We start from the raw sequence: 17637 nt of genomic DNA on the forward strand, positions 1-17637 counted from the left end.
AGTAACTGGTGGCGGAAGGGAGCAGAGCCTATGCAGAACGTCAGGAGCAGCGTCCGCGGCAGAGCGGCCGCCCGCGGGGGAGTGCTGGCCCTCGCGACGGTGACGGCGGCGGGTGCGGCGCTACTGGTCGCCCCGGCCGCACACGCCGAGACGGTGGACGTCGCCTACAGCTGTCAGTCGCCGATCGGCAAGAAGGACGCGGTGTCGCCCATCGACATCACGAGCGTCCCGTCCGGCTCCGGCTACAGACTCACGATGACTTTCAAGAAGGGGGTCTCCTCCAGCCCGATCGAGCTCGGCAAGGGGGCGATGAACCCCAGCGCGACGATCAAGGTCGGCGGGGCGGACCCCGGTACGGTGTCGGTCGCCGGCGCCCCGAACGACGCCGCGATCCCCGCCAACACCCCGATCAAGATCAACGACCTGACGGGAACGTACACGCCCAAGAAGTCGGGCAAGGTCACCTTCACGGCCGGGGTGCTCACCATCAAGGCGCTCGGCACGGTGACGACCTGCAACGCCACCAACAGCCCCAAGCCCTCGCTGTCGCTGGACGTCACGGCGGCGGGCGGCAGCGGCGGAGCCACGGCCCCGTCGGGGGCCGACACCCTGCCGCAGACCGGTCCGGCCGACAGCGCGGTGGCGCTGGGCACCTTCGGCGGCACGGTACTGCTCGCCGGTGTCGCCGGCGTGCTCTGGCTCACCCGCAGAGCCGCTCGGACCCGCTGACCCGGACCCGTGGCACCGGCGAACGTGCCGGTGCCGCGGCTCGGCATGTCCGCTGCCAAAACGCCTCCGACCTGGGTCTCCATCGTATCTGACGGTCAGTCAAATCTGGTCGCCCGCCTCCATTGACTTCTTCTGGCCACCGGGTCCCAATGTCCAGCGTCGGCGCAGAGAAAAGGGACGCTGCGCCCGGACCGTGATCAAGGGGACAAGATGATCGCTCACGCGCGAAGATCCGTCAGACGCGGACGGAGACTGGCCGCCGTGCTCGGGGCCGCCGCACTCATGGTGGGGGGTGGTGCCGTCCTCGCGGCGCCCGCCCAGGCGGCGACGGCCGTGGACTTCGACACGCACTGCATCCCGCCCGCCGTGGTCGGGCTGCCGCCCATCGACGGTGTGTCCAACGCGACCGTGACGGCCGTGCCGACGAATCCGAAGGTCGGCGACACCGTCACCGTCACCTACACGCTCACCAAGGCGGCCGCCAGCAACCCGACGGACATCGCGCTGCCCGCCGATGTCGTCACGCCCCGCGCCAGCGTCGCGCTCGGCGGCGCCCAGACCGGTGCGGTCGCCGTGACCGGGCCCAAGAGCAACCCGCCGATCCCGGGCAAGGGCGCCTTCCCGGCGCTGGTCATGACCGGCACCTTCGTGGTCACCGCCCCCGGCGCCATCACCCTGTCGCCCGGCGACTACACCATCCACACCAGCTACATCCTGGAGCTGGACACCGTCTGTACGGTCATCACCCCGCCCGCGCCGGTCTCCGAGACCGTCACCGCGAGCCCGGCGACCACCCCCAACCCGCGCACGCTGGCACTGGGCTCGGCCCAGGGCGACCCGGGTACCGCGGTCGCCGTCACCGGCGGGCACTTCACCGCGGGTGCCGCCGTCACGGTCCTGGCCGTCGCCGGGTCCAACCCGACGGCCGACATGACCTCGGCGACCGCCGACGCGCAGGGCGGCTTCACCGCCTCGCTCGTCGTCAACGACCTCGCGACCACCGGCATCGTGGCCTTCGAGGGCGCGAGCTACGACCCGGCCACCGCGGCGGGCCCGATCGCGTACAAGGTCAACGACAACACCCCCATCCCGCCGGGCAGCCAGAAGCTCAACGCCTCGGTCACCGCCGGGACGCTCTCCATGACGCAGGCCGGCGACACCGTGGAGATGACCCCGGTGAACTTCGGTGAGGGCGGCTCCTCGACGGGCGCCCTGCGGACGGTCACCGTCAAGGACTTCCGCGGCGGCGCCGCGGGCTGGTCGCTGACCGGCTCGGTCACCGACTTCAAGGGCCCGGGAGGCACCGTCATCGGCGCCGACAAGCTCAGCTGGACCCCGGCCTGCGCCACCAAGGCCGGCAGCCCCAGCGTCTGCGCGGCGGGCTCGCCCGGCGCCGTGGGCACCGCGGCCACGCTGGCCACGACGCCCAACGGGACCGTGACCGGCGGTGAGTTCACCGCCGACGCGGGTCTGTCGCTGAACGTTCCGGCCTACTCGGCGCCAGGAACCTATTCCGGAGTATTGACCCTGACCCTTACCTGACGCACAGTCAGTTAACTCGGACCGAGGGAGATGCCAGACATGTCGAGGGCCAAGGCGTGCGCAGTGCTGCTGACGGTCGCCGCGTTGCTCGGCATCGGCCTCGGTCCCGCGGCAGGACCGGCCGGCGCGGCGGACAACGGGCGCTGGTCGGTCTTCCCCGCCCCGGCGGGCGGGGCCGCGGACCGGACGAGCACCAGCCAGGAACGCCAGTTCTTCACGCTGGAGGCGGGCCCGGGGACCACCCTCAAGGACAAGGTCTCGGTCTCCAACCTCTCGGACGCGCCGATGCGGTTCAAGGTCTACGGCGCCGACGCGTACAACACCCCGCGCGACGGCGGCTTCGCCGTACGCGGCCCGGAAGAGGTCAGCAAGGACGTCGGCACCTGGGTGAAGCTCGCCCAGGGCAGCCTGACCGTCCCGCCCAGGACCCGCGCCGACATCCCGTTCACCCTCACCGTCCCCGACACGGCCACGCCCGGCGACCACCCCGGCGCGATCGTCGCCCTCAACACCGAGGTGGACCGGACGAAGGGCAGCGTGGCGGTCGGCGTCCGGCGGGCCGTCGGGGCCCGGATCTACCTGCGGGTGAGCGGCCCCAGCCTGCCCGCGCTCTCCATCGAGAACGTCCGCGTCGACCACGGCCAGCCCTGGCTGCCCGGCACCGGGAAGAGCGGCGCGACCATCCACTACACCCTGGTCAACCGCGGCAACGTCTCCCTGCTGCCGCGGCTGCGGGTCAAGGCCACCGGGCTGTTCGGCGGCACCCTGCTGGACCGGCAGGCCAAGGGCCTGCCACTGGAACTGCTGCCGGGGCAACAGGTCCGCCTGACCGAGCAGTGGGCCGGGGCGCCGCAGTTCGACCGGGTGAGCGTGCGGCTGACCGTCACCACCGACCGGGGCGAGCTCAACGAGACCGCCGCCGCGTCGTTCCTCGCCGTGCCCTGGCTCGCCGCCGGGATCCTGCTCGCCGGACTGGCGCTGGCTGCCGCCTGGCTCCTCGTCAGGCACCGCAGGAACCGGCCGCGGCCGGTGGAGGACGAGGACGAGGCCGAGGAGTACGCACCCGGAAGCGGGACAGCAGGGGCGGCGGTCGGTGTGACGGGCGGGACGAGCGTGGGAAGCAGGGGCGTACAGGCGTGAGCACCATGCACAGGGATTCGGTCCGGGCGGTGGCGGCCGCCGTGCTCGCCACGGCGCTGCTCGCCCTCTCCGCGCTCACCGCGCAGCCGTCGCAGGCGGCGGCCCCGGAGGCGCTCCTGAGCCCGGCGGCCGTACGGGCCCCGGGCGCCGACGAGAAACCCGCGGTGGCGCTGGCGCCGCCGGAGGCCAAGCCCGGCGCCGAGATCACCGTCACCGGCCGGGGCTGGAAGCCGGCCACCCTGCTCACCCTCCTGGTCTGCGGGCAGAACGCGATCGGCGGCACCAACTCCTGCTCCAACGCGTCGGGCCGCGCCGTCACCACCGACGCCAAGGGCGGCTTCACCCAGAAACTGCCGGCCGCGGCACCGCCCAAGCCCTGTCCCTGCGTCGTCCACGTCGCGACCGTGATGGGCGACTCCGTCACCGTCGACGCGCCCTTCACCGTCACCGGGCACCCGGTCGCCGACCTGCCGCAGCAGTCCGGCTCCGGGCGGCTCGCGGTGCTCACCGCCCGGCTGGAGGGCGGCGGCGGACTGCTCACCTGGTTCGGCTCCCCGCCGCAGCGCCGGCTGGTCTTCACCGTCGGCAACCTCGGCTCCGGGCCGGTCAAGGACCCGGTGTTCCAGGTCGGCGTCTCGCACGGCGTCTTCGCCCCGCAGTGGGAGGAGCAGCAGTGGAGCGGCACCGTGCCGGCGGGCCGGAAGCAGCAGATCAAGCTGCCCGTCGAGCTGGCCTCGGGAGCGCACGGCGACTACCGCGTGCAGCTGAGGTACGGCGGCAAGGTGCTCGTCACCGAGCCGTGGGACGTCGGCCGGCCCTGGGGCGTGACGCTCTTCTGGATCCTGCTCTGCGTCGTCGTGCCCGCCGCGGTCTTCCGGATCGGGATGGCCGTCGTGGACCGGGCGAGGCCCCGGCTGCCCGGCACGATCTACGCCTCCGGCCGCCGCCGCAAGGCCCCCTGGCGGCCCGCCGCACTGCTCCACCTGCCACCACCCCGGCGCGCAGCGCCGGCCCGCCCGTCCGGGTCGCAGCCCGACGGCGGGCACCCTCCCGGCTCCCGGCCCCCGGACGACACCGGCGCGCTGCCCTGGTTCACCCAGGGCACCCTGCCGGCTCCGGCCGCCGCAGAGGAGCCCCCACCGACGTCCGCACCGAGTACCGACCGTCCATCTTCGAAGGGAAGCACGTGACGAATCGACTATCGCGACGGCGGCGGAGCGGGGCCGCCACCGCGGCCGGTGTCGCGCTCATGCTCGGCGGCGGCTCGGTGCTGCTGATCGCGGCACCCGCGCACGCCGCCGTGTCCTCTTTCGCGACCAAGTGCATACCGCCGAAGATCGCCAACCTGCCGGACGTCAACGGGACGACCAAGGCGGACATCACCGCGCCCGCGACCGCGAAGGTCGGCGACACGATCGACGTGACGTGGAAGACGGTGCAGGCCGCGTCGCAGAACCCGGGCGTCGCGGACCTGCCCGCCAACTCGGTGCTGCCCACCGGCAAGGTGACGATCGGCGGTGCGCAGACCGGGTCGCTGGCCGTCACCGGGACCCGGACCAATCCGGCGATCCCGAAGAACAGCCCGATGGTGCTGTCCGACATGAAGGGCAAGCTCAAGCTGACCGCCGCGGGCGACGTGACCCTCTCGCCCGGCGCGTACAACATCAACGCGAACTACATCATGTCGACGGACACGGCGTGCGCGCCGACCGGCGCCGTTCCGGTCGCGGTCACGATCAAGGTGACGGGCAGCGGCACCACCGGCGGGACGACGTCGGGTGGCACGACCTCGGGCGGTACGACGTCCGGGGGCACGACGGGCGGAACGACGTCCGGCGGGACCACCTCGGGCGGCACCACGTCCGGCGGGACCACGTCCGGGGGTACGACCTCCGGTGGAACGACGTCCGGGGGTACGACCTCCGGCGGGACGACCGCCGGTGGAACCACCTCCGGCGGGACGACGGGTGGCGGTGGTGAGCCCAACGGGACCGTGCACAAGGGCACGCCCGTCTCCGTCACCTTCGACTGCGGGTCGTTCGGCAAGCCGACCGGCCAGGCCGTCGTCGACGCCACCAAGAGCAGTGCCGGCTACGCCCTCACCGTGCGCTTCCTCGGCTCGGTCATGAAGACCCCCGCACCCCTCCCCAAGAACTTCATCACCGCGACCATGGCCGTCAAGGTGGCGGGTGCCGACAGCGGTACGGCGCAGGTCAAGGCGCCGCCCAACAGCAAGGCGTTCGCCCAGAACGACCCGGTCACCCTCGATCCGCTGACCGGCGTCTACTCCCCGCGCAAGACCGGAAAGGTCACGCTGCACCCGGGCGCCCTGGCCGTCCAGCTCGCCCAGGGCGGCACCCCCGTCGCGACCTGCACGCCGACCGGCGCCGTCGCCGCGTCGCTGACGCTCGACATCACGGCGAAGGGATCCGACAGCGGCGGCACCGACGGCGGGGCCGCCAACAGCGCGACCACCAGCAGCGGCGGCCTCGCCCAGACCGGCGCGGACAACAACGGCTCGCTGCGCGCCCTGGGGCTCGTCGCCGGCACCGTCATCCTCCTCGGCGGCGCTGTCTTCACCTTCACCCCGTGGCGCAGGCTGCGCCGCTGACACCGCACGACGCACACCGCATGACGCACACCGCACGCACGAGGCCCCGGTGACCGTGGACACGGTCACCGGGGCCTCGTCACGCGTGCGCGGGAGGGGACGTCAGCGGACGTCGCCCATCAGCGCGACGACCTTCTTGCGGTACATCCAGATGGCGACGCCGGCGAGGATGGCGAGCGCCGCTTCCAGGCCGACCATGCCGCGGCCGTTCAGATCGACGCCGGCGATGGAGAGCAGGCTGGTGGTGCAGTCGCCCGCGGTGACGGCGAGGAACCACACACCCATCATCTGGCTGCCGTACTTGGCGGGGGCCATCTTGGTGGTGACCGAGAGGCCGACCGGCGAGAGGCACAGCTCACCGATGGTCTGGATCATGTAGATCATGACCAGCCACATCGGGCTGACCTTCGTGCCGTCCGAGGCCAGGCCCATCGGGATCACGAAGACGACGAACGAGGCACCGATCAGGAACAGGCCCATGGCGAACTTCACCGTGGTGCTCGGTTCGCGGTTCCGCTTCGCGAGCCAGAGCCAGCCCCAGGCGATGACCGGGGCCAGCGCCATGACGAACAGCGGGTTCACGGACTGGAACCACGAGGACGGGAAGTCGATGCCGAAGACCGAGCCCCGCGTCTTCGTCTCGCCGAAGATCGACATCGTCGATCCGCCCTGGTCGTAGATCATCCAGAAGACGGCGGCGGCGACGAAGAACCAGATGTAGCCGCTCATCTTGGACTGCTCGGCGGTCGACAGCTCCTTGTCGCGCTTGATGCGCACCAGGACGCCGATCGGGATGACCAGGCCGATCACGGTGATCGGCACCAGCGCCCAGTTGAGCGTGTAGTGGCCGGTGAAGCCGACCACGCCGTAGAAGACGGTGGCGGCGATCAGCCACATCAGGCCCTTGCGCAGGGTGGAGTTGCGCTCCTGGACCGTCAGCGGCTTCGGGACGACGCTGCTGCGCTCGCTCAGGTGGCGGGTGCCCAGCAGGAACTGGACCAGGCCCAGCGCCATGCCGACGGCGGCGAGGGCGAAGCCCAGGTGCCAGCTGTAGTTCTGGCCGATGGTGCCGATGATGAGCGGGGCGGCGAAGGCCCCGATGTTGATGCCCATGTAGAAGACGGTGAAGCCGCCGTCCCTGCGCGGGTCGTTCGGCCCGTCGTAGAGGTGGCCGACCATCGTCGAGATGTTCGCCTTGAGGAGCCCGGAACCGAGCGCGACCAGTCCCAGGCCGACGAAGAACATCGCCTCGCCGGGAACGGCCAGCGTCAGGTGGCCCACCATGATGATGCCGGCGGCGATGGCGACCGTCTTGCGGGGCCCCCAGACGCGGTCGCCGAACCAGCCGCCCGGCATCGCGAGCAGGTACACCATCGCGAGGTAGATGGAGTAGATGGCCGTGGCCGTGGCCGCGTTCATCGCGAGCCCGCCGCCCTGGGAACCCTTCTCCGCGCCGGGTCCGCCGGCGATCAGGTACAGGGGGAGCAGGGCCCGCATGCCGTAGAAGCTGAAGCGCTCCCACATCTCGGTCATGAAGAGAGTGGCCAGGCCGCGGGGGTGGCCGAAGAAGGTCGGGCCACCCGGAGCAGGGGTCCCCTGCGGGGTGGGGTCCTTCGTCAGGCTGGACGCCATGGTCGATCCTTGTTCGCTCGGGACGCGCGACGGAACTCAACCGCGCGCCCGGTGGGGGTGGCCGGCACCGGCGCGCTATGGGGGCGCGCCGGGATCCACGCCCGCCGCGCGTACGCGCGGCGGACCCGGCCGTCAGGTCAATCACTCGATGCCGGTTTGTACCGGCCCCGTCACAGAAGGGGCCTTCGGCGCGGGTTGCGCGCGTACGGGCCCTCGGTGCTGCTACGGGCGATTCATTACTTTATGGCAGCGCCACACGTGGTATAGGGCGTCTTGAGAGCTACCTCACAAGGGTGTTGGCACCGCCACCTCGGCCCCTGTCCGCGCGGACTACCATCAGCCCATGACCCGCGTACTTCTTGCCGAGGACGACGCATCCATCTCGGAACCCCTCGCGCGCGCCCTGCGCCGCGAGGGGTACGAGGTCGAAGTGCGTGAGGACGGGCCCACCGCGCTCGAAGCCGCCCTGTTGGGAGCCGTCGACCTGGTGGTGCTCGACCTGGGGCTGCCCGGGATGGACGGCCTCGACGTATGCCGCAGGATCCGTACGGAGGGGCACACCTTCCCCGTGCTGGTGCTCACCGCCCGCGCCGACGAGGTCGACACGGTGGTCGGCCTGGACGCGGGCGCCGACGACTACGTCACCAAGCCGTTCCGGCTCGCCGAACTGCTCGCGCGCGTCCGCGCGCTGCTGCGCCGCGGCACCACCGACGCGCCGCAGCCCTCCACCCACGGGGTGCGGATCGACGTCGAGTCGCACCGGGCGTGGATGGGCGACGACGAGCTGCAGCTCACCGCGAAGGAGTTCGACCTGCTGCGCGTCCTGGTGCGCGACGCGGGCCGGGTCGTCACCCGCGAGCAGCTGATGCGCGAGGTCTGGGACACCACGTGGTGGTCGTCGACCAAGACCCTCGACATGCACATCAGCTGGCTGCGCAAGAAGCTCGGCGACGACGCGACCGCGCCCCGGTACATCTCCACCGTGCGCGGTGTCGGGTTCCGGTTCGAGAAGAACTAGCCGAAGGCTGACACGCTTCACCCATGCGCCGCCGACTGATCTCCTCCACGCTCGCTGTCGTCCTCGTCGTCATCGCGGTCTTCGGCATCTCGCTCGTCATCGTCGAGACCCGCACGATCGAGGCCAGCGCGCAGGAAAGCGTCGACTCCGAGGCGGTCCGGCTGGCCGGCAGCGTGGACAGCCGGCGGGCCGGCGGCGAGAAGGTCGACACCGGCTCGCTGGCCCAGCAGGTGGCCGCCGACCGGTTCGCCGTCGTGAAGATCCCGGGCAGCGAGCCCATCGAGATCGGGAAGCGGCCCTCCGGCCGGGTGATCAGCTCCACCCAGCGGGGCGACGACGGCACGACCGTGGTCGTCGAGGAGTCCCGTTCCAAGATCAGCCAGGAGATCGGCAGGACCCTGCTGGTCATCCTGGCCGTCGCGCTGCTGGCGGTGCTGGCGGCCGTGATCCTCGCGGTGCGGCAGGCCCGCCGGCTCGGCAGCCCGCTCACCGACCTGGCCGAGACCGCCGAGCGGCTCGGCTCCGGCGACCCGCGCCCCCGGCACCGCCGCTACGGGGTGCCGGAGCTGGACCGGATCGCCGACGTGCTGGACGCGAGCGCCGAGCGGATCGGCCGGATGCTCACCGCGGAGCGGCGGCTCGCCGCCGACGCCTCGCACCAGCTGCGCACGCCCCTGACGGCGCTGTCGATGCGGCTGGAGGAGATCGTCGCCACGGCGGACGACGAGGACGCCGTCAAGGAGGAGGCGACGATCGCGCTGGGCCAGGTCGAGCGGCTCACCGACGTGGTGCAGCGGCTGCTGACCAACGCCCGCGACCCGCGCTCCGGCTCCGCGGTCGACTTCGACCTGGACGACGTGATCAAGCAGCAGATGGAGGAGTGGCGCCCGGCCTCGCAGAGCGAGGGGCGCACCATCACCCGCTCCGGCACCCAGGGCCTGCGGGCCGTCGGCACCCCCGGCGCCGTCTCCCAGGTGCTGGCCACGCTCATCGAGAACTCGCTCATGCACGGCGCCGGCACGGTCGGCCTGCACACCCGGGTCACCGGCAACCAGGCCGTGGTGGAGGTCACGGACGACGGGCCGGGCGTACCGCCCGACCTGGGCGCCCGGGTCTTCGAGCGGACGGTCAGCGGCCGCAACTCCACCGGACTGGGGCTGGCCGTGGCCCGGGACCTGGCGGAGGCGGACGGCGGGCGGCTGGAGCTGCTCCAGCAGCGGCCGCCGGTCTTCGCGCTGTTCCTGGCCCAGGAGGGCCTGTCGGCGGAGCCGCGGCGGGCCGGCGAGGACACCGGCGACGTCAGGTGAGCGCTGCGGGCGGCACGTGCGCCCTGCCGGGCGTCACGCAGGCTCTGCCGGGGGGCGGCGTGGACCCTACTGGGCGGCGCGGCTGTGCGGTGCGGCGTCGGGGTCCGCGTCCGCCTCGGCCAGGATCGACTCTGCCTGCTCTGCCAGCTCACGAGCCGGCAGGGCTTTGAAAACCCAGGTCCGGTAGGACCAGAAGCGGAACAGGGTGGCCACCCCGATGCCGGCGAACTTGAAGAAGTTGCTCTGCAGCTGGCTGTCCCAGCCGAACCCGTACGTCGCCACGTAGAGGACCGCGTTCTCGATGACCAGGCCGATGGCGCTGAAGCCCAGGAACAGGCCCAGCTCCTTCGAGCGGCTGCTCCGGTCGCGGTCGCGGTAGGTGAAGTACCGGAAGCCGACGTAGTTGAAGAGAATCGATACGGCGGTGGCGATGATGCTCGCCCGGACCGTCTGCAGGCCCGTGCTGTGCCGCACCAGGTTGAAGACGCCGACGTTCACCAGGACGCCCGCGCCGCCGACAGCGCCGAATTTGGCGACCTCGCGGTAGAGCGAGCCCAGTCGCGACTGCACGGTCTGGCGTCCGCTCATGATGTCCGCTCGGCCCTGTCTGTCGGTGGATGGCTCGTCCGGTGAGTGGCTCTCCTGACCCGTCCGGGGTCCGTGGTGTCGCTGGTGCTCCAGTCGTACCGGCTATTCATGCTAACCGCACGGGCGGAGAGGCTGCCCGTGGGTGGCGTCATTCGGGGGTCCGCACGGCCGATATCCTGGGGAACGTGACATTCCCGGTAGTCGGCATGGTCGGCGGCGGCCAGCTCGCCCGTATGACCCACGAAGCGGGCATCCCGCTCGGCATCAGGTTCAAACTCCTCAGCGACACCGCGCAGGACTCCGCGGCGCAGGTGGTGGGCGACGTCGTCGTCGGCGACTACCGCGATCTGGCGACGCTGCGGGCCTTCGCGCAGGGCTGCGACGTGATCACGTTCGATCACGAGCACGTCCCGACCGAGCACCTGCGGGCCCTGGAGGCCGACGGCATCGCCGTCCGGCCGGGCCCCGACGCCCTGCAGCACGCCCATGACAAGGGCATCATGCGGGCGAAGCTCAGTGCCATCGGCGTGCCCTGCCCGCGGCACCGGATCGTCGCCGACCCGGCGGACGTGGCGCGGTTCGCGGCGGAGGGCGACGGCTTCCCCGTCATCCTCAAGACCGTGGTCGGCGGGTACGACGGCAAGGGCGTGTGGGTCGTGCGCGACGAGGACGGGGCAGCGGACCCGTTCCTGGCCGGCGTCCCGGTGCTCGCCGAGGAGAAGGTCGACTTCGTACGGGAGCTGGCCGCCAATGTCGTGCGCTCCCCGCACGGCCAGGCCGTCGCCTACCCCGTCGTGGAATCCGTGCAGGTCAACGGGGTGTGCGACACCGTCATCGCCCCCGCGCCGGACCTCGACGCCGAGCTGTCGGCGCAGGCCCAGCAGCTCGCGCTGACCATCGCCGCCGAGCTGGGCGTCGTCGGGCACCTCGCGGTCGAGCTGTTCGAGACCCGGGACGGCCGGATCCTCGTCAACGAGCTGGCGATGCGCCCGCACAACAGCGGCCACTGGACGCAGGACGGCGCGATCACCTCCCAGTTCGCCAACCACGTGCGCGCCGTGCTGGACCTGCCGCTCGGCGACCCGCGCCCCCGGGCGAAGTGGACCGTCATGAGCAACGTCCTCGGCGGCGACTTCCCCGACATGTACTCCGCGTACCTGCACTGCATGGCCCGGGACCCGCAGCTCAAGATCCACATGTACGGCAAGGACGTGAAGCCCGGCCGCAAGGTCGGCCACGTCAACACCTACGGCGACGACCTGGCGGACGTGCGCGAGCGCGCCCGGCACGCGGCCGACTACCTGCGAGGAACGATCACCGAATGACCTCCTCCCCCCTCATCGGCATCGTCATGGGCTCCGACTCCGACTGGCCCGTCATGGAGGCAGCGGCCAAGGCGCTGGACGAGTTCGAGGTCCCGTACGAGGTCGACGTCGTCTCCGCGCACCGCATGCCGCGCGAGATGATCGCCTACGGCGAGCAGGCCGACGGCCGCGGCATCAAGGCGATCATCGCGGGCGCGGGCGGCGCCGCCCACCTGCCCGGCATGCTCGCCTCCGTCACCCCGCTGCCGGTCATCGGCGTGCCCGTGCCGCTGAAGTACCTCGACGGGATGGACTCGCTGCTGTCCATCGTCCAGATGCCGGCCGGCGTGCCGGTCGCCACGGTGTCCGTCGCGGGCGCGCGCAACGCCGGACTCCTCGCCGTCCGCATCCTGGCCGCGCACGACCCCGAACTGCTGGGCAGGATGAGGCACTTCCAGGAGGAGCTGAACGAGCAGGCCACCGACAAGGGGAAGCGGCTGCGCGCGAAGGTCCAGGGTGCGGCAGGCTTCGGGTTCGGCAAGTGACCAAGGAGACCCGATGGACCTGATCGCCCGCGCCACGGAACTGCTCGCCGCCCACCCCGTCGTGGACGGGCACAACGATCTGCCGTGGGCGCTGCGCGAGCAGGTCCGCTACGACCTCGACCGGCTCGACATCGCCGTCGACCAGAGCGCCACGCTGCACACCGACATCCCGCGGCTGCGCGCGGGCGGCGTCGGCGCGCAGTTCTGGTCGGTGTACGTGCGCAGCGACCTGGCCGGCGACGACGCCGTCTCCGCGACGCTGGAGCAGATCGACGTGGTGCGCCGGATGACGGAGCGCTACGCGGGCGACCTGCGGCTCGCGCTGACCGCCGACGACATGGAGGCGGCCCGCGCCGAGGGCCGGATCGCCTCCCTCATGGGCGCCGAGGGCGGCCACAGCATCAACTGCTCGCTGGCGACGCTGCGCGCCCTGTACCGGCTCGGCGTCCGCTACATGACGCTCACCCACAACGACAACCTGCCGTGGGCGGACTCGGCGACCGACGAGCGCCGCGCGGGCGGCCTCACCGCCTTCGGCGAGGAGGTCGTGCGGGAGATGAACCGCTGCGGCATGCTCGTCGACCTCTCGCACGTCTCCGCCGACACGATGCGGGACGCGCTGCGCGTCAGCGAGGCGCCGGTGATCTTCTCGCACTCGTCCGCGCGGGCGGTCTGCGACCACGTGCGCAACATCCCGGACGACGTGCTGGCCCTGCTGCCCGCCAACGGCGGCATCGCGATGGCCACCTTCGTCCCGAAGTTCATCCTGACCGAGGCGGTCGCCTGGACCCAGGCCGCCGACGAGAACATGCGGGCCCACGGCCTGCACCACCTCGACACCACGCCCGCGGGGATGGCCGTCCAGCGCGCCTACGAGGCGGCGAACCCGCGCCCCGTCGCGACCGCCGCCACCGTCGCGGACCACCTCGACCACCTGCGCGAGGTGGCCGGCGTCGACCACATCGGCATCGGCGGCGACTTCGACGGCACCGCGTTCACCCCGTCGGGCCTCGACGACGTCTCCGGCTACCCGAACCTCATCGCGGAACTGCTCGGCCGGGGCTGGTCGGACGGGGACCTCGCGAAGCTGACGTGGCGCAACGCGGTGCGCGTGCTGCGGGACGCGGAGTCCGCCGCCTCGGTGGCGCGCAAGCAGCGCGGGCCGTCCCTGGCGACGATCGCCGAGCTGGACGGCTGACCCGCGGGGTACGCCGCGCGGTCCCGGGGCCGTACGGGCCCCGGGAGCACCTTCGGACTACGCCGAGGGCCGGCCCATCGCGCGGAACGTCCAGCCCGCCGAGCGCCACAGCTCGGGCGAGAGCGCGTTGCGGCCGTCGATGATGTGGCGGGTCGCGGCCACCTCGCCCAGGGCCGCCGCGTCCAGCTCCTGGAACTCGCGCCACTCGGTGAGGTGCAGGACCACGTCCGCCCCGCGCACCGCGTCGAGCGCGGTCGGCGCGTAGCCGAGGGTCGGGAAGAGCAGCCGGGCGTTGTCCATGCCCTTGGGGTCGTAGACGGTGACCTGGCCGCCCTGGAGGTGGATCTGGCCCGCCACGTTGAGCGCGGGCGAGTCCCGTACGTCGTCGGAGTCCGGCTTGAAGGCCGCGCCGAGCACCGCGATCCGCTTGCCGAGGAAGCTGCTGCCGCCGACCGCCTCGCGGGCGAGCTCGACCATGTGGCCGCGGCGCCGCATGTTGATCGAGTCGACCTCGCGCAGGAACGTCAGCGCCTGGTCGGCGCCGAGTTCGCCGGCGCGGGCCATGAACGCGCGGATGTCCTTGGGCAGGCAGCCGCCGCCGAAGCCGATGCCGGCCCGCAGGAACTTGTGGCCGATCCGGTCGTCGTGGCCGATCGCCTCGGCGAGCTTCACGACGTCGCCGTCTCCGGCCTCGCACACCTCGGCCATGGCGTTGATGAAGGAGATCTTCGTCGCCAGGAAGGCGTTGGCGGCCGTCTTGACGAGTTCGGCGGTGGGGTAGTCGGCGACGACGAACGGCGTGCCCTCCGCCACCGGCGTCGCGTAGACCTCGCGCAGCAGCTTCTCGGCGTGCGCGCTGGCGACACCGACGACGACGCGGTCCGGGTGCAGGGTGTCCTGGACGGCGAAGCCCTCGCGCAGGAACTCGGGGTTCCAGGCCACCTCGGCGCCGTCGCCGACCGGCGCCAGCTCGGCGAGGCGGGCGGCGAGGCGGGCGGCGCTGCCGACCGGCACGGTGGACTTGCCGACGACGAGCGCGGGCCGCCGCAGGTGCGGGGCGAGCAGCTCGAAGGCGCTGTCCACGTAGGACATGTCGCAGGCGTACTCGCCGTGCTTCTGCGGGGTGTTGACGCAGACGAAGTGGACGTCGCCGAACTCGGCGACCTCCTCCCAGGAGGAGGTGAACCGCAGCCGGCCGGTCGACCCCTCGATGCCGGCCACGTGCCGGGCCAGCAGGTCCTCGAGGCCGGGCTCGTACATCGGCACCTTGCCGGCGGACAGCAGCTCGATCTTGCGGGGGTCGATGTCCAGCCCCAGCACCTCGAAACCGAGCTCCGCCATGGCGGCAGCGTGGGTGGCGCCGAGGTAACCGGTGCCGATGACGGTGAGCTTCAGAGGCATGCGAAGAGCATAGTCGCCGTCCGTTGCGCGAAATCCAGGGCCGCCCATGGCCAATGTGCAGGTCGGAAGGACAGAATGCGGGGAAAGCGCGAGGGGGTGGTGGCCGTGGATCGAGCCGGCCGGGGAGATGCGGTACCGAGACCCGAGGAAGGGCTCTCCGAGGTGGAGGAGTCCGTGACGGGTCAGCAGGACGAGGGGGCCGGGCCGCGGGACGAGAGGGCCGGGCAGCAGGCAGCAGGGACGGAGCCGGACGAGGCCGGGGGACTGATCCCCGCCGGGGCGGACGGCCCGCGGGACGACGCGGCCCGCAGGGTCCGGCGGCGGCGCAGGACCCGACGGGTGCTGCTCGGCGCGGTGGTGCTGCTGTGCACCGGTGCGCTGCTGGTCGTCGGTACGGGCTGGTACGCGTACGAGCACTACACCGGTCGCGTCGACCGGATCCCGAACGCGTTCCCGACGAACGTGCCGGCTGAGGCGCAGCCCGCGCCCAGCAAGGGAGGACAAACGTTTCTTCTGGTCGGCATCGACGCCCGCTCCGACCTGCCGACCACCGGCAGGGGCGCGAAGGCGCCGGAGTGGCAGCCGGGTGCGCAGCGCAGCGACACGATGATGCTGGTGCACCTGCCGGCCGACGGGAAGCACGCGTACGTGGTCTCGCTGCCGCGTGACTCCTGGGTGCCGATTCCCGGCCACGGCAGCGCCAAGCTGAACGCGGCCTTCTCCTGGGGCGGGCCCCCGCTGCTGATCGACACCGTGCAGCGGCTCTCCAAGGTGAGGATCGACCACCTCGCGGTCGTCGACTGGAGCGGCTTCAAGAAGCTGACCGACGCCGTCGGCGGGGTGGACATCACCGTCGACAAGACCGTCTCGCGCCGCAACGGCGCCGGGATGTGGGACGCCGGCTCCCACCACATGAACGGCGAGGAGGCGCTCGACTACGTGCGCGAGCGGTACGGCCTGCCGCGCGGCGACCTGGACCGCACCCACCGGCAGCAGAACTTCCTGCGCGCGGTGCTGGCCAAGGTGCTGTCGGGGGGCACGCTGAGCAACCCGCTCACGGCGAAGCGGATGCTGGACGAGGTCACGAACTCGGTGAGCGTGGACGACTCGCTCTCCAACGGCGAGCTGCGGGATCTGATCTGGGGCATGAAGAGCGTCAGGTCCTCGGACATGGCGTTCATGAACGCGCCCGTCGCCGGCTTCGACATGATCAAGGGGCAGTCGGTCGTCCTGCTCGACGGCAACGGCACGGCGGCCCTGTGGGAGGCCCTGCGCAACGACACGATGGCGGAGTACGTCGCGTCGAACACCCTGGACAAGCTGGGTAGCAAGGTGTCGTGAAGCTCACGTGCGCCGGACGGGCCGAACGGCCCGATCCGGCCTACGATCGTAGGGTTACTTAACGGTAGTTAGCACTCGGGGAGTGAGACAGCCTTGGCCGGTTCTTCCGATTTCGACCTCTACCGGACGTCCGAGGAGCACGACATGCTCCGCGACTCGGTCCGTTCGCTCGCCGAGGCGAAGATCGCTCCATTCGCGACCGAGGTCGACGAGGAGGGCCGCTTCCCGCAGGAGGCCCTGGACGCGCTCGTCGCGGCGGACCTGCACGCCGTGCACGTCCCCGAGGAGTACGGCGGCGCGGGCGCGGACGCCCTGGCCACCGTGATCGTGATCGAGGAGGTGGCCCGCGTCTGCGCGTCGTCCTCCCTCATCCCGGCCGTGAACAAGCTCGGCTCGCTCCCGGTGATCCTGTCCGGCTCCGAGGAGCTCAAGGCGAAGTACCTCGGCCCGCTGGCCAAGGGCGACGCGATGTTCTCGTACGCCCTGTCCGAGCCCGAGGCGGGCTCCGACGCGGCGGGCATGAAGACCCGCGCGGTGCGCGACGGCGACTTCTACGTCCTCAACGGCGTGAAGCGCTGGATCACCAACGCGGGCGTCAGCGAGTACTACACGGTGATGGCCGTCACCGACCCCGAGAAGCGCTCCAAGGGCATCAGCGCCTTCGTCGTCGAGAAGTCCGACGCGGGCGTCTCCTTCGGCGCCCCGGAGAAGAAGCTCGGCATCAAGGGCTCGCCGACCCGCGAGGTCTACCTCGACAACGTGCGCATCCCCGCCGACCGCATGATCGGCGCCGAGGGCACCGGATTCGCCACCGCGATGAAGACCCTCGACCACACCCGCGTCACCATCGCCGCCCAGGCGATCGGCATCGCGCAGGGCGCGCTGGACTACGCCAAGGGGTACGTCCAGGAGCGCAAGCAGTTCGGCAAGGCCATCGCCGAGTTCCAGGGCGTGCAGTTCATGCTGGCCGACATGGCCATGAAGCTGGAGGCCGCCCGCCAGCTGACGTACGCGGCCGCCGCCAAGTCCGAGCGCACCTCGGGCGGTGCCAAGGACGAGGACCTGACGTTCTTCGGCGCCGCCGCCAAGTGCTACGCGTCGGACGTCGCGATGGAGGTCACGCTCGACGCCATCCAGCTGCTCGGCGGCTACGGCTACACGCGCGACTACCCGGTCGAGCGCATGATGCGCGACGCCAAGATCACCCAGATCTACGAGGGCACCAACCAGGTCCAGCGCATCGTGATGGCGCGCAACCTCCCGAAGTAACCCGCACGGCGC

15 protein-coding genes are annotated in these 17637 nt (G+C 71.7%); 12 read left to right on the forward strand and 3 right to left on the reverse strand.

All coding sequences use genetic code 11. The annotated features are described in order from the left end of the window. The first annotated feature begins 30 nt into the window (after positions 1-30). From ABZ721_RS02030 to ABZ721_RS02050, 5 genes are all read left to right on the forward strand, one after another. Positions 31-729, forward strand: a complete 699-nt coding sequence (locus ABZ721_RS02030; protein WP_358786581.1) for an LPXTG cell wall anchor domain-containing protein — start codon at positions 31-33, stop codon at positions 727-729. A gap of 282 nt (positions 730-1011) precedes the next feature. Next, on the forward strand, positions 1012-2271 hold the full coding sequence (locus ABZ721_RS02035) for a beta-xylosidase (RefSeq protein WP_358786649.1): 1260 nt from the start codon (positions 1012-1014) through the stop codon (positions 2269-2271). Positions 2272-2310: 39 nt separating this feature from the next. Beyond that, positions 2311-3411, forward strand: coding sequence for a DUF916 domain-containing protein (locus tag ABZ721_RS02040; RefSeq protein WP_358786582.1), 1101 nt, complete (start codon positions 2311-2313; stop codon positions 3409-3411). Positions 3412-3416: 5 nt separating this feature from the next. Continuing rightward, complete coding sequence (locus ABZ721_RS02045) at positions 3417-4601, forward strand: hypothetical protein (RefSeq protein ID WP_358786650.1); 1185 nt, start codon at positions 3417-3419, stop codon at positions 4599-4601. Further along, the gene (locus tag ABZ721_RS02050) at positions 4598-6022 is read left to right on the forward strand and encodes a hypothetical protein (RefSeq protein WP_358786583.1); all 1425 of its coding nucleotides are present in this window, start codon (positions 4598-4600) and stop codon (positions 6020-6022) included. The genes ABZ721_RS02045 and ABZ721_RS02050 overlap by 4 nt, the downstream gene beginning before the upstream one ends. A gap of 102 nt (positions 6023-6124) precedes the next feature. Here ABZ721_RS02050 and ABZ721_RS02055 read toward each other — a convergent pair whose 3' ends face one another. Continuing rightward, entirely contained in the window at positions 6125-7654 is a 1530-nt protein-coding gene (locus tag ABZ721_RS02055; RefSeq protein WP_358786584.1) for an oligopeptide:H+ symporter, read from the reverse strand. Positions 7655-7997: 343 nt separating this feature from the next. Here ABZ721_RS02055 and ABZ721_RS02060 point away from each other — a divergent pair, with 343 nt between their 5' ends. Together ABZ721_RS02060 and ABZ721_RS02065 are read left to right on the forward strand one after the other, a co-directional pair. After that, entirely contained in the window at positions 7998-8672 is a 675-nt protein-coding gene (locus ABZ721_RS02060; protein ID WP_138356121.1) for a response regulator transcription factor, read from the forward strand. Between the two features lie 23 nt (positions 8673-8695). Then, a complete protein-coding gene (locus ABZ721_RS02065; RefSeq protein WP_358786585.1) occupies positions 8696-9979 on the forward strand; it encodes an ATP-binding protein in 1284 nt (427 codons plus the stop codon). 66 nt (positions 9980-10045) lie between these two features. On the opposite strand, the gene ABZ721_RS02070 is transcribed toward ABZ721_RS02065, so the two are convergent. Further along, complete coding sequence (locus tag ABZ721_RS02070; protein WP_358786586.1) at positions 10046-10567, reverse strand: GtrA family protein; 522 nt, start codon at positions 10565-10567, stop codon at positions 10046-10048. Between the two features lie 185 nt (positions 10568-10752). Between ABZ721_RS02070 and ABZ721_RS02075 the strand changes: the two genes are divergently transcribed. Genes ABZ721_RS02075 through ABZ721_RS02085 form a run of 3 tightly spaced genes read left to right on the forward strand, consistent with a single transcriptional unit; the run spans position 10753 to position 13614 of the window. Next, positions 10753-11892, forward strand: coding sequence for a 5-(carboxyamino)imidazole ribonucleotide synthase (locus tag ABZ721_RS02075; RefSeq protein ID WP_358786587.1), 1140 nt, complete (start codon positions 10753-10755; stop codon positions 11890-11892). After that, complete coding sequence (gene purE, locus ABZ721_RS02080; protein ID WP_358786588.1) at positions 11889-12416, forward strand: 5-(carboxyamino)imidazole ribonucleotide mutase; 528 nt, start codon at positions 11889-11891, stop codon at positions 12414-12416. Before ABZ721_RS02075 ends, purE begins: the two co-directional genes overlap by 4 nt. Before the next feature lie 13 nt (positions 12417-12429). Further along, entirely contained in the window at positions 12430-13614 is a 1185-nt protein-coding gene (locus ABZ721_RS02085; RefSeq protein WP_358786589.1) for a dipeptidase, read from the forward strand. Positions 13615-13671: 57 nt separating this feature from the next. Here the strand turns inward: ABZ721_RS02085 and ABZ721_RS02090 are convergent, their stop codons facing one another. Then, positions 13672-15015, reverse strand: a complete 1344-nt coding sequence (locus tag ABZ721_RS02090) for a UDP-glucose/GDP-mannose dehydrogenase family protein (protein WP_358786590.1) — start codon at positions 15013-15015, stop codon at positions 13672-13674. A 174-nt stretch (positions 15016-15189) separates the two neighbouring features. Here ABZ721_RS02090 and ABZ721_RS02095 point away from each other — a divergent pair, with 174 nt between their 5' ends. Continuing rightward, positions 15190-16356 carry an LCP family protein gene (locus tag ABZ721_RS02095; RefSeq protein WP_358786591.1) on the forward strand — a complete coding sequence of 389 codons (1167 nt, stop codon included), beginning with the start codon at positions 15190-15192 and terminating at the stop codon, positions 16354-16356. 93 nt (positions 16357-16449) lie between these two features. Continuing rightward, positions 16450-17625, forward strand: a complete 1176-nt coding sequence (locus tag ABZ721_RS02100; protein WP_358786592.1) for an acyl-CoA dehydrogenase family protein — start codon at positions 16450-16452, stop codon at positions 17623-17625. The last annotated feature ends 12 nt before the right edge of the window (positions 17626-17637 follow it).

It is taken from the genome of Streptomyces sp. NPDC006733 (assembly GCF_040636125.1).
GTDB lineage: Bacteria > Actinomycetota > Actinomycetes > Streptomycetales > Streptomycetaceae > Actinacidiphila.